Source organism: Halorarius halobius (assembly GCF_024298865.1).
Classification (GTDB): domain Archaea; phylum Halobacteriota; class Halobacteria; order Halobacteriales; family Haloarculaceae; genus Halorarius; species Halorarius halobius.
Genome location: NZ_CP101161.1, coordinates 1,018,483 through 1,038,138 on the forward strand (window position 1 = coordinate 1,018,483; position 19,656 = coordinate 1,038,138).

Consider the following 19,656-nt stretch of genomic DNA (forward strand, 5'->3'; position numbering starts at 1 on the left):
GTGAAAGATTGATAACCCGGAGAACCCAACGGACGGGCGTGTCCGGAGCCGTCGACGAGGACGTCGCCAACACCGTCGCCAGCGGCCGGGAGACGCTGGGCGCGATGTTCGGGGCCGCCCAGAAACACCTCCAGAAGGTGTTCATCCTGTTCGTGCTGGCGCTGGTCGGCACCATCTGGTATCTGCGGGCGGACGGCTGGGAGCGGCTGAAGGCGGACCTGCTGGCGCAGGCGCCGGACGCCACCATCGTCGCCGTCACCCCGTTCGACGTCATCCTGTTGCAGGTCAAAATCGGCCTCGTCGTCGGTGTCATCGTCTCCATTCCGCCGCTACTCTACTACTCGCGGGACGCGCTGAAGGCCCGCGGGCTGTGGCCACGGAACGTCTCGCGGTGGAAAATCGCGCTCGCGTTCCTGATGAGCGTCCTGCTGTTCCTCGGCGGCGTCGCCTACGGCTACCTCCTCTTCTTCCCGGTCGCCTTCGAATTCCTGTCGAGCAACGCCGTGCAGGCGGGGTTCGAACCCACCTACTCCATCGTGAAGTGGGCGCAGTTCGTGTTCCTGCTGTCCATCTCGTTCGGACTGGCCGCGCAGTTGCCGCTGGTGATGTCCGGGCTGTCGCTGTCGGGCATCGTCCGCTATCAGACGTTCCGCGACTACTGGAAACACGCCATCGTCGGCCTCTACGCGCTCGGCGCGCTGTTCACGCCGCCGGACCCGCTCACGCAGATGATGTGGGCGACGCCGCTGGTCGTGCTGTACGCGTTCTCGCTGTCGCTGACGAAGTTCCTCGTCAACGCCCAGCAGGCCGGCGAGCGCGTCGACGGGAAAGCGGTGTTCCGCGACAACTGGAACGTGATAGCGGGCGTCGGCTTCCTGGCGGCCGCCGCGACGTTCCTCGGCGGCCGCGCGCTCGTCGGGGGCGCACTCGACCCGTACCTGCCGCGGCTCGACGCCGTGCCGCTGGCCGGGCCGTACCTCGACTCGAAGATGCCCGACGCGCTGGCGACGACCACGCTGTTCGGCGTCGACGCGACGTACGTCCTCGTGGCGGCCGCGCTCGTCGTCGGCCTGCTCGCCGGCGGCGCGGCGCTCGTCTACCTGATGTTCCAGGTGCTCGACGAACTGGTCGCGAGCGAAGCGCCGGCCGCCTCCAGCGCGGGCGACCCCGAGGGCATCGACATCGAGAACCTCGACGCGGCGGGCGTCCGGGCCGCGCCCGTCGAGGCGTTCGCCGACATGGAGGAAGACAGGGCGCTCGCGCTCGCCAGCGACGCCATCGACGACGGCGACGACGAGAAGGCGCAGGCCATCCTCGACCGGTTCGACGAGGCTCAGGAGCTCGTGGAGGCCGACCCCGTCGAGAAGGGCGCGACCGCCGAGGCCGCGAACCACGTCGACGAGGAGGGGAACTACACGCCCCCCGAAGACGAGGAGGAGGAAGAGGAGGGGAACGTGTTCTCCCGCACCGGCGCGGGGATGGTCTCGGCGTTCACCGAGGACGAGGTCGACGAGGACGACATCGGCGGCTACTACTACGATTTGGCGTTCATCGCCTCCTCGCTCACCTCGAAGGCGTTCCGCATCGTCGGCGTGTTCATGGGCGTGCTCGCGGTGACGTTCTACGTCCTCTACACGGGCGGCATCGGCGAACTCCGCGAGCAGTTCGTCTCGAAGCTCCCGAGCCAGCTCGTCGCCGACCAGGTCGACATCGTGGCGCTCCACCCCGTCGAGGCGCTCATCTTCGAAATCAAGGTCGCCACCATCGCCGGGTTCGTGGCGGCGCTCCCGGTGTTGCTCTACTACGCGTGGCCGGCGCTGAAGGAGCGCGGCTTCGCGCGGGGCGACCGGCGCGTGCTCGCCGTCTGGGGTGGGAGCCTGCTCGCGACGCTGGTCGTCGGTAGCGTGGTCGGCTTCCTCTACGTCGCGCCGACCATCATCTCGTACCTCGCGGCCGACGCGCTCCAGGCGCACATGGTCATCGCCTACCGCATCAACAACTTCGGCTGGCTGGTGTTCTTCACCACCGTCGGCGTCGGCCTGCTCGCCTGCGTTCCGGTGTCGATGTGGCTGTTCCACGCCGGCGGGCTGGTCCCGTACGCCACGATGCGTCGCCGCTGGCGGGAGGTCACGCTCGCCGTGTTCGGCCTCGTCGCCTTCCTCTCCCCACGAGGCGTATTCATGATGTTCCTCATCGGCATCCCGGTGATGGCGATGTACGGACTGGGGCTGGCCGGCCTGTGGGCCGCCACCCTCGGCGGGCGGCGCGGCGGCGGGAAGCCGACCGTCGAGTCGGCGTCTGACTGACCCGCGCTCCCGACGGCGGCGAGGACCCCACGGCGTCCGCTCCGGGAACTGACGCGCTTAAGTAATCCCCGGATAATACCCGGATATGCCCAAGATAAGCGTCGAGATTCCACAGGAGCTTCTCGACGACCTCGACGGTCACGTGGGGGACGACGGGAAGTACGTCAACCGGAGCGACGCCATCCGGGCGTCCGTCCGGAAGAACCTCGACATCTTAGACGAGATAGACGAACGCCACGGCCGCCTCGACAGCGATGAGTAGGGAGGTTCCGCTCGGCGCGACGGCGCTTCTGGCGCTGTTCGTCACCGCGCTCGTTACCTCACAGCTGACCGCGGCGAAACTGCTGGGGTTCCAGTTGCCGTTCTCGGTGCCCGTCGCGGGGGCGACGCTCATCCTGCCCGGCGCGGCGCTGGCGTACGCCGTGACGTTCTTCGCGTCGGACTGCTACGCCGAACTGTACGGGAAACGAGCGGCCCAGCGGATGGTCAACGTCGCGTTCTTCATGAACTTCGTCATGCTGGCGCTGGTGTACTCGACGGTCGTCGCGCCGGCCGCACCCATCAACTCGGTGCCGGCGTCGGCCTACGAGTCCGTCCTGCTCCAGTCGGTCAACATCGTCGGCGCGAGCCTGCTCGCCTACCTCGTCTCGCAGAACTGGGACGTCGTCGTGTTCCACCGCATCCGCGAGATGACGGGCAAGGAGAAGCTCTGGCTCCGCAACGTCGGCTCGACGGCCACCTCGCAGGCCGTCGACACGGTCATCTTCGTCGGCGTCGCGTTCTACGTGCTCCCGGCGGTCGGACTGAACCCGGGGCTGGGGCTCGAACTCCCGGCCATCACGGCGCTGATGGTCGGCCAGTACCTCCTGAAACTCGGCGTCGCCGTCGTCGACACGCCGTTCGTGTACGCGGTGACGGGGTTCGTCCGGTCGCGTGAGGCCGGCCACGCCGACCCCATCGTCTCCGACTAGTACTGGGCGGCGTCGGTGCTACAGACGTTCTGCTGGTAGTCGACGTAGGGAACAGGGGTTCCCTCGCGGGGCGTGGCCTGGACGTACAGTTCGTCGCGGGGCTGGTCGTCGCCCGTGCAGTCGGGGTAGAACGTGTACTCCCACGGCGGCCCGGCGTCGACGGTCGCTCTGACGACGTATCTCCGGCTCTCGACGGCGTCTTCCTCGCGCATCTCGTGGTCGTCGCCGGCGTCGTGGGGGGCGAGGTCAAAGCTGCGGGCGTAGACGAGCGCCTCGCTTCGCTCGTGACCGTCGGCCCGCAACAGGTCGACGGCGACGCGTCGCGACTGGTCGGTGAAGTTCTGCACCCGGAGCGTGAGCGCCGGGCTGGAGACGAAGGGGAGACGCGAACAGCCGGCGAGCGCGGTCGTGACGGCGAGACCACCGGCGCGGAGGGCGGCTCTGCGAGAGGGCATAGCTGTTCCACCCGCGGGCGGCGAAAAGTCGTTGCGACTACTCGACGCGCTCGGCGAAGCCGTAGCGCGGCTTCACGTCGTCGACCCGGACCGACACCGTCTCGCCCGACTCCGCGCCGGGGACGAACAGCGTGAACCCGTCCACCTTGGCGATGCCGTCGCCCTCCGCGCCGACGTCGACTATCTCCACGTCGAGTTCGTCGCCCTCACGGACGGGCGCAGTCAGGCGGTTCTTCCCGACGAGATACAGTTCCGAGGACGAATCGCGCGAGGCGGGCGGGTGGACGGTCCGAACGTACTCGAACTCGCGGTCCACGTCGGCCCGCAGGTCGTCGGTGTCGGGGCCCTCGAACACCTTGGCGACGAAGTCGCCGCCAGCGCCGAGCACCTCGGTCGCAGTCTCGAACGCCTGCCGCGCGAGATACACCGAACGGGCGTGGTCGAGGTTGTACTCGCCGGTCATGTTCGGCGCCATGTCCGAGACGACGGCGTCGGCCTCGCCGACGCGGTCACGCACCTGCTGGCGGGTCGACTCCTCGGTCATGTCGCCGCGAATCGTCTCGACGGACGCGCCGCCGCGTTCCACGGCGTCGATGCGCTGGAGGTCGACCCCGACGACCTGCCCCTCCTCGCCCGCGAGTTCGGCGGCGACCTGGAGCCAGCCACCGGGCGCGGCCCCGAGGTCGACGACCGTGTCACCGGGCTGGACGACGCCCGCGTCCTCGTGCAACTGCTTCAGTTTGTACGCGGAACGCGAGCGGTACCCCTCCTGTTTCGCGCGGTTGTAGTACTCGTCTTTGCCCGGCATCTGCTTGGCTCCGCTACCCGCCCGAGAAGGAAACGCCTGTCGTTCTACCCGGTGTCGAGCACGAGGACGTGTCGGTCGAGCGAGGCGTGGACCCGGCGCACGAACGACGACTCGACGCGCCAGCCCGCGGCCTCGGCTTCCTCGACCCACGAGCGGTCGCCGACGACCACCGCACGCGGCGCGAGCCGTGCCGCCTCCGCGAGCGCGTCCGCGACCAGCGCGTCGAGCGAGCGGTTCGCTATCTTGGACTGCCGGCCGTACGGCGCGTCGAACACGACGCCGTCGGCACAGTCGTCCCGCAGGGGGAGCCGCGTCGCGTCGCCCCGCACGACGTCGAACCGGCCCGGGTCGGGGAGCCCCTCCGTGCCCGCCGCGAGGTAGTGGTCGAGGTTCTCGCGGGCGCCCCGGACCATCTTCCGCTGGGCGTCGTTGCCCACCACGTCCGCGCCGACGAGTCCCGCCTCGACGAGGACGCCGCCCGTCCCGCACATCGGGTCGACCAGCCGCGCGCCGGGGCGAGCGCCGGCGACGTTGGCGACGGCCCGCGCGAGGATGGGGTCCATCGACCCCGGCTGGAAGAACGGCTTGTCCGTCGGCTTCCGGGAACCGTAGTCGCGGACCGACTCCGCGTGGAGCCACCCCACCGCACAGGTCTCCTCGGAGAACAGCACCCGGAGGACGGCGTCGGGGGCGTCGAGGTCGACGGCGAACCCGCGGTCGGTGAGGACACCGCCGAGTTCGCGCTCGGCGTCGCTCGTGGAGACGCCCGTCAGCCCCCGCACGTCGCGGGCGCGCACGGCGACGGTCGCGTCGCCGGGTACGTCGACGGGCGCCGCCTCCAGCAGGGCGACGGCGCTCTCGACGCTCGCGTCGCCGGTGCCGACCAGCCGCGACGCCGAGCGGGTGAGCGCCAGCCCCCGCACGCGGTCGGTGACGCCGCGCGCGGTGGCGAGCCCCGGAGCCAGCGGCTCGACGGCCGAGCAGGCCGCGGCGGCCTCCCGACGGGCGAAGGCGTCGTCCTCGCCGCTCAACTCCAGCAGATACACGCCCGGCCGTCGGTGACGCGCGAGCATCAACCCGGCGATAGCCGGCCCGAGCGACGCATAAACCCCCGCGACTCCACTCCAGTATCCGACCTGTCAGTTCCGGATACGTACCTTTATAAACCTTAAATACGTGGCTTAAGTCGAACGATGGACGACCCGAAGAACACTATCAACATCGAGAACGTGGTCGCGTCGACCGGCATCGGGCAGGAACTCGACCTGCAGAGCGTCGCGATGGACTTGGAAGGTGCGGACTACGACCCCGAGCAGTTCCCGGGGCTGGTGTACCGCACCCAGGAGCCGAAGTCCGCCGCCCTCATCTTCCGGTCCGGGAAGATAGTCTGTACCGGTGCGAAGTCGACCGACGACGTCCACGAGTCGCTCCGCATCGTGTTCGACAAGCTCCGCGACCTCGACATCGAGGTCGAGGACGACCCGGAGATTATCGTCCAGAACATCGTCACCTCCGCGGACCTCGGCCGCAACCTCAACCTCAACGCCATCGCCATCGGTCTCGGTCTGGAGAACATCGAGTACGAGCCCGAGCAGTTCCCGGGGCTCGTCTACCGGCTGGACGACCCGGACGTCGTCGCCCTGCTGTTCGGCTCCGGCAAGCTCGTCATCACCGGCGGCAAGAAGCCCGAGGACGCCGAGGAAGCGGTCGACAAAATCGTCTCCCGGCTCGACGAACTCGGCCTGCTCGGCGACTGATTCGGCTCCCACCCCTTCTTTCGAGCGCCTGCCGACATCGAGCGGCGTGACCGCCCGCGACCGGCACGTACAAACGGCCGCCGCGAGTACCGGCGGCCGATGACGGCCCCGCTCATCCAGGCGAACGCCACCGGCGGCGGCCTGCTCGCGCTGGTCGTGACGTTCCTCGTGACGACGGCGTTCTACGCCGTCACGCTCCATCTCGCGGCGACGTTCTTCATCGGGGATGTCCCCTCACAGCGGGCGGTGTACGCCGCGCCCGTCCCCGCGGCCGTCTCCATCCTCCTCCAGCGGTACGGGCAGGCGGGCGCGCCTGTCGGCATCGACGACTCCCTGCTCGTGGGGCTCGTGGTGCTGGTGACCCTGGTGGCGGACCTGATGGCGGTGAGTTTCAGCTACCGGCTGAAGCTCCGGTCGGCGGCGCCGCTCGTCCTCCTGCATTTCGCGTTCGCCGCGGTGCTGGGCATCGCGCTGGGCAACCTGTTCGGCCTGCTGTGACTACTCGACGAGCCGCTCGATTTCGGTGACGAGGATGTCGCTCGCGCCGGCCTCCTTCAGCCGCGTGATGGTCTCGAACACCTCGCGCTCCTCGACGACGACGTGGACCGCGACCGCGTCCTGCCCGTCGATATCCATCACGGTCGGCCCGCCCATCCCCGGGATGACGTCCTCGACGTCCGCGAGGGCGTCTTCGGGACAGTTCATCATCAGGTAGCGCTTCCCGTCGGCCGACAGCACCGACTCCAGGGCCGTCGCCACCTGCTGGACCTTCGGGTCCTCCGCGACCGCGGGGTCGGCAAACAGGTGGACCGACGACGCGAGCACCTCGTCGACCACGGCGAGGCGGTTCATCCGCAGGGTCGTCCCCGTCGACGTGATGTCGATGATGGCGTCGGCTATCTCGACGTGGGGCGTCAGTTCGGTCGCGCCCGACACCTCCACGATGTCGGGCGACACCGGCTTGTCGGCGAAGTAGTCGGCCGCGATGTTGGGGAACTCGGTGGCGACGGTGCCGTTGGCGAGTTCCTCCACCGACGCGATGCCGTCGTCCTCCGGTGCGGCGAGGACGAGCCGACAGCGGCCGAACTCCAGGTCGAGGAGGTCCACGAGGTCGACCCGCGACTCCCGGGTCTGGTCGAGGCCGGTGATGCCGACCGCGGCGGCGCCGTCCGCGACGTACTCGGGGATGTCCGCCGCGCGGGCAAAGAGGACGGAGACGTCGGGGTCGACGGTGTCGGCGTACAGTTTTCGGTCGGCACCGTTCTCCAGGTGGAGGCCGGCCCGTTCGAGCAACTCGACGGCCGGGTCGTGGAGGCGGCCCTTGTTGGGCACGGCGATTCGCATACCGTTCGTACCGGCGGCCGGCCGAAGGCTCTTTCCCCTTCGCGGTCGCCCCGCCGACGTGTCCCTCCCCGCGTTCGCCGCCGCGACCGCCGTCACCACCGTCCTCGCGCACGGACTGATGCGACTGCTCGGCCGCCGCTACGGCAGTTCTGACCGGGCCAGCCGCCGCCTGCGTCGGGACCTGCTGGTGGGGAGCGTGCTGTCGCTCGTGGGGTGGCTCGTCGCCGTCGTCGCCGCCGACGGGAGCGTCCACCCGGCGGTCGCGAACCTCCTCGCCGGCCCCGAGTTCGCCCGGACGCTACTGACCGCGTACGGCTACGCGCTGGCCGGCACCGCCGTCGTGCTGGGGACGTATCTCGGCTACCTGCCGGCCATCCGCCGGACCCGCGAGGTGGAACTCGGTACCGGGACGGCGGCCGTACGCGTCGCCCGCTGGCTGGTCGTCGCGGCCCTGTTCGCCGCGACGGCCGCGGCCGCCGCGTTCTCGGTGTCGCTGACGCCCCTGACGGCCGCCGTCGGCGTCGCGCTCGTCGCCGCCGGGGCCTATCTCGCCGCGCCGTGGCTCATCGCACTCACCCAGTCCGTCCGCGAACCGACCGACGAGGAGCGCGCCCGCATCGACAGCCTGCTCGACCGCGCGGATGCCGACGGCTACCGGCTCCGCGTCCTCGACCGCCGCGAGGAGGAGAACGCCTCCGCGTTCGTCCGCGGACCGCCCGGCTACCGCCACCTGTTCGTCACCGACTACCTGCTCGACGCGCTCGACGACGACGACGCCGCGGCGATGCTCGCGGTCACGACCGCGAACGCCCGCCACACGGCCTACCGGCTCGGCCTCGTGGCCGTCGGCGGCGGCCTCCTGCTGGCGACGCTGTCCGCCGGCCGGCCGCTCGTCGGAGTGGGGCTCCTCGTCGCCGTTCCGACCGTCGGCTACCCCGTCGGCCGACGGCTCGTGTTCCACGCTGACGACCGGGCCGCGGACGCGGTCGGGGCCGGGCGCGTCGCCGACGCGCTCGACACGGTGGCCCAACTCCACGACGCCTCGCTGGACGCTGGCCTGCTCGCGCGGGTGCTCAGCCTCCGGCCGAGCGTCGGCCAGCGCATCGACCGCCTGCGAGCCGATTAGTCGCCGACGCCGCGGACGACGGCCCGGACGCCGACGATGGCGGCCGCCGCCGCCAGCGCGAACAGCCCCAGGGCGACCGGTTCCCACGGGAGTGCGAGGCCGACCCGACCGGCGAGCGTCGGCTCCATCGCCGCCCCGGAGGTGCCGGCGGCCATCAGGCTCGCCATCGAGCCGGCGAAGTCGAACGCGAGCGCGACGAACCCGAGTCCGAACAGCGCCAGCGCCACCGCGAACGCCTGGTGGCGCGCGGTGTTCCGGTCGGCCCCGCTACTGCGGGCGAGGAGCACCGCACCCGCCAGCGCCAGCAGGAGACCGAAACCGCCGGTGAGCGCGAACGGGACGGCGAAGCGGGGACCGGACTGGAGGAGCACGCTCCGGGGGATACGGGGGCGGGGAGATAAACCCCGCCCCCGAATCGAGGGATTGACGCCGGCGCGGACGCGAGAGGAAGCCATGACGCTCCGCATCGAGGGCGGGAAGGTGCTCCGCCCGGACCTCTCGGTCGAGCGCGCCGACGTGCGGGTCGACGACGACGGTCGCATCGCCGCCGTCGGCCGACTCGACGCCCGCGACGGCGAGCAGACGCTCGACGCCGCCGGCGGCCTGGTGATGCCGGGGCTGGTCAACGCCCACGGCCACGCCGCGATGACGCTCTTGCGGGGGTACGCCGACGACAAGCCACTGACCGCGTGGCTGGAGGAGGACATCTGGCCCGCCGAGGCGGCGCTCGATGCCGAGGACGTGGCCGCCGGCACCCGCCTCGCGGCCGTCGAGATGGTACGGTCGGGGACGACTGCGTTCGCGGACATGTACTTTCACGTCCCCGAAGTGGTAGACGTCGTCGAGCAGGCGGGGTTGCGGGCCCGCGTCGGCCACGGCGTCGTCACGCTCGGGAAAGACGACGCCGAGGCGCGCGACGACTTCCGCGAGTCGCTGGAGGTCGCCCGCGAGTACGACGGCGTCGCCGACGGCCGCGTCACGACGGCGGTGATGCCCCACGCCCCCCACACCGTCGGCGCCGAGTTCCTCGAGGAGTTCGTCCCGCGCGCCCGCGACGCTGGCGTCCCGCTCCACTTCCACCTGAACGAGACGCGGGAGTATCTGGAGGCCATCGACGCCGAGACCGGCCAGCGGCCGACCGTGTACGCCGACGACCACGGGATGCTCGACGACGACACCTGGGTCGCCCACGGCGTCCACCTCGCGGACGCCGAAATCGAACGGCTCGCCGACCGCGGGACGGCCGTCGTCCACTGCCCGGCCTCGAACATGAAACTCGCCTCCGGGATGGCGCCGGTCCAGCAGATGCGCGAGGCCGGCGTCACGGTCGGACTCGGGACTGACGGCGCCGCCTCCAACAACGACCTCGACATGTTCGGCGAGATGCGCGACGCCGCGATGCTGGGCAAACTCGCGGCCGACGACGCCAGCGCCGTCCCCGCGGAGGCGGCCGTCGAGATGGCAACGCAGGGGAGCGCCGACGCGCTCGGCCTCCCCGTGGGCCGCATCGAGGAGGGCCGGCCCGCCGACCTCGCGGTCGTCGACCTGGAGGCCGCGCATCTGACGCCCGCCCACGACGTCGTGAGCCATCTCGCGTACGCGGCGAAGGGGAGCGACGTGCGCCACACCGTCTGTGACGGCCGGGTGCTGATGCGCGACCGCGAACTGCTGACGCTCGACGAGCGGGCGGTCCGCGAGACCGCCGCCGAGCGGGCCGCCGCGGCAGTCGAGCGCGCCTGAGTGACCGCGACGCGGCGACCGTCCGAGTCGGCCGTTGAACTTGGAGAGCTAATTTTAAACACTCTACGTCGTTCTGTATCCGTCTTTGAGGAACGGTGAACCGGATGAACGGGGTGAACGAGAGTCCCGGTTTATTGGTATGTCCTGCTTTCCGACGCCTGTGATGTCCAGGAAACTCGCTTCGCTCGCGATGGTGGCGCTGCTGGTGCTGTCGGTCGTGGCACCGGCGGCCGTCGCCGCACAGTCCAGCGGCGTCGCCGTCGAGACCGGCGACGCCGAGGACGTGGGCGTGGAGTCGGCCACGCTCACAGGCAACGTGACACAGCTAGACGGGAACGCGACGGTGTACTTCACCTACTGGGAGGACGGTGACGACAACGAGACGACGACAACCGAGGAGATGACCGTCTCCTCGACCGGGTCGTTCGCCGCAACCGTCGACGACCTCGAGGAGAACACCACGTACACGTACGCGGCTCACGCCGAGACCGACAACGGCTCCGCGGTCGGCGCCACGGAGACGTTCGCCACCGACGTCGAGACCGAACTCGACGTCGAGACCGGCGACGCCGAGGACGTGGCCAACGGCTCGGCGACGCTGACCGGCGAACTCGACGACATGGAGGGCGTCGAGAACGCGACCGTCGGGTTCACCTACTGGATGGACGACGAGAACGCCTCGACGACCGTCTCGCAGACGCTCGAGGAGACCGGGAACTTCTCGGCGACCGTCGACGGACTGGAGAACGGCACCTACCAGTACCGCGCGACGGCCACGTCCGGTAACCTCAGCGACGAGGGCGACGTCGAGGAGTTCACCGTCGGTGAGGTCGACGACGAGGAAATCGAGGTCGAGACCGGCGACGCGACGGACGTGACCAACAGCTCCGCGACGCTCGAGGGCGACATCGAGGGGCTGGACAACGAGACCGCGACCGTCTACTTCGAGTTCTCCGGTAGCAACGAGACGGTCGAGGCGGGCAACGTCTCGGCCGAGGCCGGCTTCTCCGCCGGCGTGAGCGGCCTGGAGAACAACACGACGTACACGTACACGGCGTACGCCGACGTGAACAACACCACCTACAGCGGCGAGGCGGTCGAGTTCACCACGGGCGCCGACGACGACAACGAGACCGAAAACGAGACCGACGCGTTCGGGATGGAGGTCTCGGCGTTCGTCCACTCGCTACTCGACGGCAACACGACGAACGAGTCCATCGGTCAGCAGGTCTCCGAGTTCGTGACCGCCAACAACCCCGGCGCGGACAACCGGCCCGACCACGCCGGCCCGCCGGAGGACCGCGGCCCCGGCAACGAGACCGAACGCGGCCCGCCGGAGAACGCCGGCCCCGACGGTGACACGGAGCGCGGCCCGCCCGAAGACAAGGGCCCGGACGGTAACGAGACCGGCGGCCCGCCGGAGAACGCCGGCCCGAACGACGACGACAGCGACGACGGTGACGGCGACGATAGCGACGGAGACGACGACGCCGACACGTCGGACGGCGGCCCCGGCAACAGCCAGGGCAAGGGCAACGGCCGATAGCCTCGCCCCCACGTCCGTTCTACCGCTTCCTCCGCGCGCTCACCCGACCAGCGGCGCGGCCGGCTTCGGTAGCGTTTAGGCCGGGACCGCCCCAGCGAGGGTATGGACTCCATTTCGATGCAGCTACCGGACCCGGCGGCCGCCGCCGAGGAGGGTCACCGGAAGATAGCCTGGGCGCGCGAGCACATGCCCATCCTGAACGCGCTCCGCGAGGAGTTCGAGGCCGACCGGCCGCTCGACGGCGAAACGGTCGGGATGGCGATGCACGTCGAGGCGAAGACCGCGGCACTGACGGAACTGCTCGCGGACGCCGGCGCGGAGGTCGCCATCACCGGCTGTAACCCCCTCTCCACGCACGACGACGTGAGCGCCGCGCTCGACGCCCACGAGAACATCACCTCCTACGCCAAGCGGGGGGTCGACGACGACGAGTACTACGCCGCCATCGAGGCGGTCATCGACCACGAGCCCACCATCACGGTCGACGATGGGATGGACATGGTCGCGGCCATCCACGAGTCGCACCCGAAACTCATCGACTCCATCCTCGGTGGCTGTGAGGAGACGACTACGGGCGTCCACCGTCTGCGCGCGATGGACGACGACGGCGAACTCCGGTATCCGGTGTTCGCGGTCAACGACACGCCGATGAAGCGGCTGTTCGACAACGTCCACGGGACCGGGGAGTCGTCGCTGGCGAACATCGCCATGACGACGAACCTCTCGTATGCGGGCAAGACCGTGGTGGTCGCGGGCTACGGCGACTGCGGCCGCGGCGTCGCCAAGAAGGCCAGCGGCCAGAACGCCCACGTCGTCGTCACCGAGGTCGAACCCCGGCGGGCGCTGGAGGCCCACATGGAGGGGTACGAGGTGACGACGATGCAGGAGGCCGCCGAGACGGGCGACGTGTTCATCACCACCACCGGAAATCGGGACGTCATCACCCGCGAGCACTTCGAGCGGATGAACGACGGCGTCCTGCTGGCGAACGCCGGTCACTTCGACGTGGAGGTCAACCTCGACCAGCTATCGGAGCTCGCGGTCGCCGAGCGGGAGGCCCGCGAAGGCGTCCGCGAGTACGAACTCCCCGACGGCCGCCGGCTGAACGTGCTCGCGGAGGGTCGGCTGGTCAACCTCGCGTCGCCGGTGGCGCTCGGCCACCCGGTCGAGGTGATGGACCAGAGCTTCGGCGTGCAGGCCGTCGCCGTCCGCGAAATCGTCGAGAACGGGGACGACTACGGGCCGGGCGTCCACGACGTGCCCGACCGGCTGGACCGGGAGGTCGCCGAAATCAAACTGGCGGCGGAGGGCGTCGAGATAGACGACCTGAGCGACGAACAGCGCGAGTACATGGAGTCGTGGGACCACGGTACCTGACGGAGAGACCAGTTCCACCGCCCCCTCCCGCCTTTTAAGCCCCCTGACGCCCGAGAGTGGGTAGATGGTCGACGCGAACTCGAAGGGGGACCGCCGCGAGCGCGAACTCGTCAACCTGCTCGACGACAGCGGCTTCGCGGTGATGCGCGCGCCCGCCTCGGGCTCCGCGACGGACCGCGAACTTCCGGACGTGCTGGCGGGTGACGGCGACCGCTTCTACGCCATCGAGGCGAAGTCGTCGTCGGGCCGCCCCATCTATCTCGACGGCGAAGAGGTGGAGGCGCTGGTGTACTTCTCGCGAAACTTCGGCGCGAAACCCCGGGTCGCGGCCCGCTTCGACAACGAGGACTGGTTCTTCTTCCACCCGGCGGACCTGTACGTCACCGACGGCGGCAACTACCGGGTGAAGAAGGAGACGGCGCTGGCGGAGGGCGAGGACCTCGCGGAGTTGACCGGCGACTCGCGGAAGGTCACCTTCGACGAGATAGGCGTCGACGACGGCCCGGACCAGGAGACGCTGGACGTGCTGGCGGCCGTCGAGGCCGGCGACCTCTCGGTCGAGGAGGCCGCCGAGATGCTGGAGTAGCGTTCGACGGGAGCGTTACAGCAACTGCTGGTCCTGCCGGTCGAGCCGCGAGTGGGGGAACGCGTACCGCTTCAGTTCCGAGAGCGCCTGCTGGCGGTTCCCCGAAAAGGGGTAGACGACCTCGATTACGGGGTCGTCCGGTGGGTACCCCTCGTTGGTGTCGTAGGAGGCGACGGTGCGGTCCGTCCCCTCGATGACCCACTCGTCGGCGCGCTCGTCCGTCGGCCGGGCGACGACGACGAGGTCGCCCGTCTCCCGGTCGCGGGCCACGTCGCCGGGGTCGAATCGGCAGTCGTCACAGAGCGCCGGGCCCGTCTCCGGCAGGAAGCGGTCGTGGCCGCAGGCGGCACACTGCCCCTCGCGTTTCCCCGGCGGCGGCACCTCGCGGCGCGTTATCTCGATGGCGACGCGCCGGAGGTGTTTGCATCTCTCCCCGCGGATGCTGGCGTCGGGACAGGTACAGCGGTGGGCGGGCAGGTCCACGACGTAGCGGTTCCCGGACTGGGCGTCGACGGCGTAGCGGCCGCTCCCGAGCGGCGTGACCGCCATCGCTTCGGTCCACGCGCGGGCCGAGCGGTCGTCCAGTCGGCCGACGTCGGGTGCGAGCGGCCGTTTCTCCGATGACGCGGCTGTGTGTTCGAGGTGCGTCATAGTATCGACGGGGCGTGCCCGTCTCCACCCGAACCGAGGGGGCGAACGACCCTAAGGCGTTCGACCGTTCACGCCGGTTCGCTCCGCCGAACGGCCTTCGAAGGGCTTTTGCGGCGGCCCGCCGGACCGCCAGCCATGCAAATAGAGGGGGAGACGCTCCTCGAAATCGGCGTCTCCGTGGTCGCGGTCGTCCTGTTCGTCGCGGCCGTCATGGCCGTCAGCGCGAGCCACGGTGGTGCCCAGTTGACGAGTTCGGGCGCGACGCTCGTCGTCGGTACCGTCGTCGGCTTCATCTTCCTGATGACAGCGGTCGGCGTGTTCCTCGACCGCCGGTAGCGCGACCCGACGGCCGTCAGTCGTCGGCGGGTACGTCGCCGGCCAGCCGCTTCTCGTAGTAGGCGAGCGGATGCCCGATGGACGCACAGAGGTCGTCCGGGTCGTGACAGTCGTCGTTCGCCTGCATCGTCTCGCAGGAGGGGGGTGCAAACTGTGCGCCGTCGCCCGCGAGTCGTTCGTACTGGTACCGCAGGTCGTCGGCCGCATCGAGGTCACGGACGCCCAGAAGCGCCGCGACTTGCTCGAACGGCGCGCCCGTGCTGGCGAGAAAGGAGAGGAGCGCGAACCGGCCGGTGTCGCCCAACTCCCCGTTTCGCCCCCGCTCCGCGAGCGCCTGCACGCAGGGCGGGAACGACTCGGGGGCGAACGTGTCCACGTCGCGGGTCGACTCGACCGCGGACAGCGACTCGCGGAGCCGTTCGACCTCCCCGGAGAGCGCCCCCGCGATGGGTTCGGGCACCGACAGCGGCAGGCCGTCGGCCACGCGCCGGCGCACCGCCTCCCGGAGCAGGTCGTACAGTTCCCGGCGGCGGACGTCGACGCGGCCGTCGTGGAGCGCGCGGGTCGCCAGCCGCCAGTCGTCGCCCAGCGGCGCCGCGAGTCGGAGGTACGCCCCCACCGCCACGGAGAAACGGCCGTCGCCCGTCGGCTCGACGTCGCCCGCGAGGTCGAAATCCGCGAGCAGGGCATCGAGGCCGAGCGTGTCCTCGGCCGTGCTCTTGAGTTGAGCGTCCTCGTCGAAGTCGTCGGTGAACCGCTCGTACGCCTGGGTCGCCTCCGCGCGGGCGTACTTCTCGACGGCGCCCGGCACGTCCAGAAGCGAGACGAGTACGCGTGCGACCGGGTACGACAGCAGTTCCGCGCGCGTCCCCCACCGGGTCTGCGGGGCGACGCTACCGGCCACCAGGGCCCGCTCGACGCGCTCGACGCCCCGGTCGACGGGCGCGCCGCCCTCCCGGACGACGGCCGCGAGGTCCACGTCCGCCTGCTCGACCGCGTCTCGGGACGCGCCGAGGAACGGGTAGCGGGCGTGGAGCGACTGCATGAGCAGGTGGTTGCGGGGGCCGCCGAATAAACGCGACGGTCGCTAGCAGATAGTCGAAGGAAACGGGGCTGGAACGTCGGGACGACGGCTGTGAACACCTCGAAAGTCCCACCCCTGATGCTTGGTCAATCAACGTGGGCGGGACTGAAAGGGGCGGTCAGCTACGGGAAGCCCGGCGACGCAAGCACGCGAGCGAAGCGAGCGCGCACAGCGAGCCGCGCGACCGTAGCTGACCGGGGCTTTCGAGGTGTCGTCGGCGGTCGCCTGTCACCGCGTCGTCCGTTCACTCCACAGCGTCCTACTCGCCGTGCGTGCTCCAGAACCGGTCCAGTCCGAGCGACAGCATATCCGGGGAGACCGGCTGGAACTCCTCGCGTTCGGGGCCGAGATACGCCCGGCAGGAGTCCCAGGAGTCGCGGGCGTACCGCTCGTCGAGCAGGACCCGGACGCCCACCTCCTCGGGGCCGCGGATGACGCGGCCGATGGCCTGCCGCGCCTTGCGGACCGCGGGCACCGTCAACGCCGTCTCGAACCCACCGCGGGACGTTCCGCCCCGCGAGCCTCCGCTCGTTCCACTCGCGGAGACGTCGCCGAACTCGCGGTCGTAGGCGGTCTTGACCGCTCGCGTGCGTGGCGAGGCGGTGTTGATGATGGGGACGCCGACGACCACCGCGGCCGAGAGGCGGTCGCCGCGGTAGTCGACGCCCTCCGTGAGCGTTCCCCGGAGGGAGGTGACGAGCACCTTCCCCTCGCCGTCGAAGAACTCGCTTTTCAGGTCCTCCGTGACGGCGTCGCGGCTGGATTCGTCGACGAGGACGGGCTTGTCGACCGACGACAGGACCTCGGCGGCCCACTCCGCCTCCGCGTAGTTGGGCATCCCGACGAGCACGTTGCCCGGACTGCGGGCTACCTCACGGATGGCGTCGGCGTACACGCGGCGGGTCTCGTTCCGCTCGCCGGGCGCACCCCGGTTCGCGTGGGTGAACTTCGGCGTGGCGACGGCGAACGACGCCCGGTTCTCCTCGGGGAACCCCAGCCCGTAGGTCCGGCGCTCGACGGGGCGGTCCTCCTCGTCGCGGAGGTGCTGGAGGCCGGTGACGCGCTCGAACACGTCGAGCGGCGCGAGCGTCGCGCTCATCAGGACGCCGCCGCCGAACTCGCCGAGTTGGTCCGCGATGGCGTCGCCGGGCACGCAGTTCTGGATGGAGAGGCGCGCGTTGTACGCCCGCCGCCACGAGTCCGCGGGTTCGGTGTCGTCCCAGGTTCGCTCTAGCTCTATCTCGCGGAAGTAGTTCTCGTGGTCGTTGCGGTACCACGCGCCGAGCACGCGCCCGACGCCCGGCGCCGCGCGCTGTTTGTCCTCGTCTTCGGCCTCGTCCAGGATGCGGGAGACGACGGCCCCGACCGTCTCCGCGCGCGACCAGACGGCGTCCGTGTAGCCGGCCCGGTCGGCCCACTCGCTGATTCCGTCGGGGGCCGGCTCCTCGGGGTCGCGCAGGGGGAGTTCCGCGTCCGGCAGGTCGGTCATGTTCGCGCGCCACCCCCTATGTTCGGCGTTCAGGTGTGCGGTCACCCGGCGGTCGAGTTCCTCGCGCAGGTCACGGAGGAACTCGCGGGTGCGCTGGAGTTCCTCGACGGTCACGTCGGCGTCGTCCAGTTCCGCGCGGATGAGGTCGCGCGCCTCCGAGAGACCCGCCGAGGTGCGCTGGCCCCCTTCGCCGTCGAGGGTCAACGGTTGGACGACTCGCGCGAGTTCGCTCTCGGCGTCGCGGAGGCTGGCGTCCGCGACGGAATCGGAGACGAGGTCACGGACCCGCGGTTCGAGCATGTGCGCCTCGTCACAGACCACGAACGTCTCGGAATCGAGGAGGGCACCCGTGAAGGAGCCGACCGTCACGGGGTCGAACGCGTGGTAGTAGTTGCCGACGACCACCTCGACGTGGGGGAGCACGGCGCCCATCATCGAGTGCGGGCAGGTGCCGTGACCCGCCGACAGCCGCACCAGGTCCTCGCTCTCGATGAGACCCATGTCGGTGAAGTCGAACGGGACGGCCTCCGCGGGGTCGCCCTCCTCCGGCAGGTCGTCGAGGAACTGCGCGTAGAACGGGCAGTACTCCACGTCCGCCATGCCGTCGGCGTACTCGGCGGTGTCGGGCGGGTACGGCGTGGGTTCCCCGAGCACCTCCATGAACTCCGCGCCCTCCCGGCCGGAGTCCGCGAGCCCCACCTGCTGGGAGCGGGCCTGTGACGCCAGCGCGCCGGCGGTCGTCTCCTCGGTGAGGCCGCGCGTACGCTCGCGGAGCCCCTCACAGCGCTCGTAGACGGTCTCGTCGTCGATGCCCGCGGTGCCGGTGATGTTGTACGGGCAGACGTCGGCCTTCCCGACGAGCGTCATCGCGGTGACGGGCGCGTAGTCGTCGGGGAGGTTGGCGTTCATCGTCCGCAGGTCGGCCTCGAACTGGCGCAACTGCTGTTTGACGCTGGTGAGCACGACGACGCGTTCGAACGACGAGTCGGGGTCGCGCACGAGGTGGACGCCGGCGGTCAACGCGAGCATCGTCTTGCCCGTCCCGCAGGCGCCCTCGACCGCGAGGAAGCCGTTCTCGCGGGCGGTTTCGACGGCCGCGTCGATGCCGTCGGCCTGCTCGGGGTACGGCTCCTCGTGGCCGAACACGTCGCGCCAGTCGCCGGCCTCGGTCACGTTCTCGGGGAGCGGTCCGGCGGCCATGAGCGTGTCGGAGTTGGGTCCCGGGTTCGTACTTGAACCTTCGCCGGCGGCCCGCGGGGCCCCGACGAGCAACCCAAGCGTTAACAATCAGAATGATAAATAATGATGAATATGAGCGTCCACGGGTTCGTCACCTCGATGTTCGCCACCGGGCCGCGGTACGTCTACGAGTGTCGGGACTGCGGGGCGACGCTGGAGGCAGGGGCGACCGTCTGTCCGTACTGCGGGCCGACCGACGTGGTGGAGTTCGACCTGCAGGGGTAGCGGCCCGGCGAGCGCGCAACGACCAACGGTTTACGCGTCGAGGCGTCTACCTCCCGGTATGAGCGACGAGTTCGACGAGGCGGCCTGGCGCCGCGAACTGGAGTCCCACCGCGAGACGAAAGACGAGTTCTTCGCGTCGAATCGGCAGTCGCCCATTCCGGCGGAGGAGCGCGAGGCGTTCGACGGCCTGTCGTACTTCGACCCGGACGCCGGCTACCGGGTGACCGCCGCCGTCGAACCCGTCGAGGGCGACGACACCGTGACGATGGACACCACCGTCGACACCGAACTCGAGTACGAGCGCGTCGCGCGTCTCCGGTTCGAGTTGGGCGGCGAGGAGCGGACGCTGGTCGCCTACCAGCAGGTCGACGGCCGGGGAGATTCGCTGTTCGTCCCGTTCCGGGACAAGACGACCGGCCAGCAGACGTACCCCGCGGGCCGGTACATGGAGTTCGAACTCGACGGCGACGTGCACGAGGCCGACGAGGTACCGCTGGACTTCAACCTCGCGTACCACCCGTTCTGTGCGTACAACGAGGCGTTCGCGTGCCCGCTCCCGCCCGAGGAGAACTGGCTCGAGGTCGAAATCGAGGCGGGCGAGCGACTGCCGGCGTAA

Annotated in this window: 21 protein-coding genes; 13 read left to right on the plus strand and 8 right to left on the minus strand. The window is 70.2% G+C overall.

Annotated features, from left to right (window positions below; all coding sequences use genetic code 11):
* The first annotated feature begins 38 nt into the window (after positions 1-38).
* The 3 genes from NL112_RS05440 to NL112_RS05450 all read left to right on the plus strand — a co-directional run bounded on the left by NL112_RS05440 (position 39) and on the right by NL112_RS05450 (position 3,277).
* The gene (locus NL112_RS05440) at positions 39-2,306 is read left to right on the plus strand and encodes a twin-arginine translocase subunit TatC (RefSeq protein ID WP_255151613.1); all 2,268 of its coding nucleotides are present in this window, start codon (positions 39-41) and stop codon (positions 2,304-2,306) included.
* An 85-nt stretch (positions 2,307-2,391) separates the two neighbouring features.
* The gene (locus tag NL112_RS05445; protein WP_255151614.1) at positions 2,392-2,568 is read left to right on the plus strand and encodes a ribbon-helix-helix domain-containing protein; all 177 of its coding nucleotides are present in this window, start codon (positions 2,392-2,394) and stop codon (positions 2,566-2,568) included.
* Complete coding sequence (locus NL112_RS05450) at positions 2,561-3,277, plus strand: queuosine precursor transporter (protein ID WP_255151615.1); 717 nt, start codon at positions 2,561-2,563, stop codon at positions 3,275-3,277. Before NL112_RS05445 ends, NL112_RS05450 begins: the two co-directional genes overlap by 8 nt.
* Here NL112_RS05450 and NL112_RS05455 read toward each other — a convergent pair.
* The 3 genes from NL112_RS05455 to NL112_RS05465 are packed head-to-tail and all read right to left on the minus strand — an operon-like array spanning position 3,274 to position 5,613.
* Positions 3,274-3,732, minus strand: coding sequence for a hypothetical protein (locus NL112_RS05455; protein ID WP_255151616.1), 459 nt, complete (start codon positions 3,730-3,732; stop codon positions 3,274-3,276). The two genes, NL112_RS05450 and NL112_RS05455, sit on opposite strands and share 4 nt — an antisense overlap.
* 37 nt (positions 3,733-3,769) lie before the next feature.
* Positions 3,770-4,540, minus strand: coding sequence for a 23S rRNA (uridine(2552)-2'-O)-methyltransferase (locus NL112_RS05460; protein ID WP_255151617.1), 771 nt, complete (start codon positions 4,538-4,540; stop codon positions 3,770-3,772).
* Between the two features lie 44 nt (positions 4,541-4,584).
* Positions 4,585-5,613, minus strand: a complete 1,029-nt coding sequence (locus NL112_RS05465) for a methyltransferase domain-containing protein (protein ID WP_350356152.1) — start codon at positions 5,611-5,613, stop codon at positions 4,585-4,587.
* A gap of 120 nt (positions 5,614-5,733) precedes the next feature.
* On the opposite strand from NL112_RS05465, the gene NL112_RS05470 reads away from it, so the two are divergent.
* Positions 5,734-6,297 (plus strand): TATA-box-binding protein, encoded by a 564-nt coding sequence (locus NL112_RS05470; RefSeq protein WP_255151618.1) that lies wholly within the window; start codon positions 5,734-5,736, stop codon positions 6,295-6,297.
* Between the two features lie 99 nt (positions 6,298-6,396).
* Positions 6,397-6,795, plus strand: coding sequence for a DUF7473 family protein (locus NL112_RS05475; RefSeq protein ID WP_255151619.1), 399 nt, complete (start codon positions 6,397-6,399; stop codon positions 6,793-6,795).
* Here NL112_RS05475 and hisG read toward each other — a convergent pair whose 3' ends face one another.
* Complete coding sequence (gene hisG, locus NL112_RS05480; RefSeq protein ID WP_255151620.1) at positions 6,796-7,641, minus strand: ATP phosphoribosyltransferase; 846 nt, start codon at positions 7,639-7,641, stop codon at positions 6,796-6,798. It abuts the gene before it with no gap.
* Between the two features lie 58 nt (positions 7,642-7,699).
* Here hisG and NL112_RS05485 point away from each other — a divergent pair, with 58 nt between their 5' ends.
* A complete protein-coding gene (locus NL112_RS05485) occupies positions 7,700-8,767 on the plus strand; it encodes a hypothetical protein (RefSeq protein WP_255151621.1) in 1,068 nt (355 codons plus the stop codon).
* Here NL112_RS05485 and NL112_RS05490 read toward each other — a convergent pair.
* On the minus strand, positions 8,764-9,138 hold the full coding sequence (locus NL112_RS05490; RefSeq protein WP_255151622.1) for a hypothetical protein: 375 nt from the start codon (positions 9,136-9,138) through the stop codon (positions 8,764-8,766). The two genes, NL112_RS05485 and NL112_RS05490, sit on opposite strands and share 4 nt — an antisense overlap.
* Positions 9,139-9,220: 82 nt before the next feature.
* Between NL112_RS05490 and NL112_RS05495 the strand changes: the two genes are divergently transcribed.
* From NL112_RS05495 to hjc, 4 genes are all read left to right on the plus strand, one after another.
* Positions 9,221-10,507 carry an amidohydrolase gene (locus NL112_RS05495; RefSeq protein WP_255151623.1) on the plus strand — a complete coding sequence of 429 codons (1,287 nt, stop codon included), beginning with the start codon at positions 9,221-9,223 and terminating at the stop codon, positions 10,505-10,507.
* Positions 10,508-10,670: 163 nt separating this feature from the next.
* Positions 10,671-12,053 (plus strand): collagen-like triple helix repeat-containing protein, encoded by a 1,383-nt coding sequence (locus NL112_RS05500; RefSeq protein WP_255151624.1) that lies wholly within the window; start codon positions 10,671-10,673, stop codon positions 12,051-12,053.
* A 102-nt stretch (positions 12,054-12,155) separates the two neighbouring features.
* Positions 12,156-13,430, plus strand: coding sequence for an adenosylhomocysteinase (locus tag NL112_RS05505; protein WP_255151625.1), 1,275 nt, complete (start codon positions 12,156-12,158; stop codon positions 13,428-13,430).
* 64 nt (positions 13,431-13,494) lie between these two features.
* Positions 13,495-14,016 (plus strand): Holliday junction resolvase Hjc, encoded by a 522-nt coding sequence (hjc, locus tag NL112_RS05510; RefSeq protein ID WP_255151626.1) that lies wholly within the window; start codon positions 13,495-13,497, stop codon positions 14,014-14,016.
* Positions 14,017-14,031: 15 nt separating this feature from the next.
* Here the strand turns inward: hjc and NL112_RS05515 are convergent, their stop codons facing one another.
* Positions 14,032-14,667 carry an SWIM zinc finger family protein gene (locus tag NL112_RS05515; RefSeq protein ID WP_255151627.1) on the minus strand — a complete coding sequence of 212 codons (636 nt, stop codon included), beginning with the start codon at positions 14,665-14,667 and terminating at the stop codon, positions 14,032-14,034.
* A 135-nt stretch (positions 14,668-14,802) separates the two neighbouring features.
* Between NL112_RS05515 and NL112_RS05520 the strand changes: the two genes are divergently transcribed.
* The gene (locus tag NL112_RS05520; protein ID WP_255151628.1) at positions 14,803-15,003 is read left to right on the plus strand and encodes a DUF7472 family protein; all 201 of its coding nucleotides are present in this window, start codon (positions 14,803-14,805) and stop codon (positions 15,001-15,003) included.
* A 16-nt stretch (positions 15,004-15,019) separates the two neighbouring features.
* On the opposite strand, the gene NL112_RS05525 is transcribed toward NL112_RS05520, so the two are convergent.
* Positions 15,020-16,048, minus strand: coding sequence for a DNA primase large subunit PriL (locus tag NL112_RS05525; protein WP_255151629.1), 1,029 nt, complete (start codon positions 16,046-16,048; stop codon positions 15,020-15,022).
* A 298-nt stretch (positions 16,049-16,346) separates the two neighbouring features.
* On the minus strand, positions 16,347-18,776 hold the full coding sequence (locus NL112_RS05530) for an ATP-dependent DNA helicase (RefSeq protein WP_255151630.1): 2,430 nt from the start codon (positions 18,774-18,776) through the stop codon (positions 16,347-16,349).
* 111 nt (positions 18,777-18,887) lie between these two features.
* On the opposite strand from NL112_RS05530, the gene NL112_RS05535 reads away from it, so the two are divergent.
* Positions 18,888-19,040, plus strand: a complete 153-nt coding sequence (locus NL112_RS05535; RefSeq protein WP_255151631.1) for a zinc-ribbon domain-containing protein — start codon at positions 18,888-18,890, stop codon at positions 19,038-19,040.
* Between the two features lie 58 nt (positions 19,041-19,098).
* Positions 19,099-19,656, plus strand: a complete 558-nt coding sequence (locus NL112_RS05540) for a DUF1684 domain-containing protein (protein WP_255151632.1) — start codon at positions 19,099-19,101, stop codon at positions 19,654-19,656.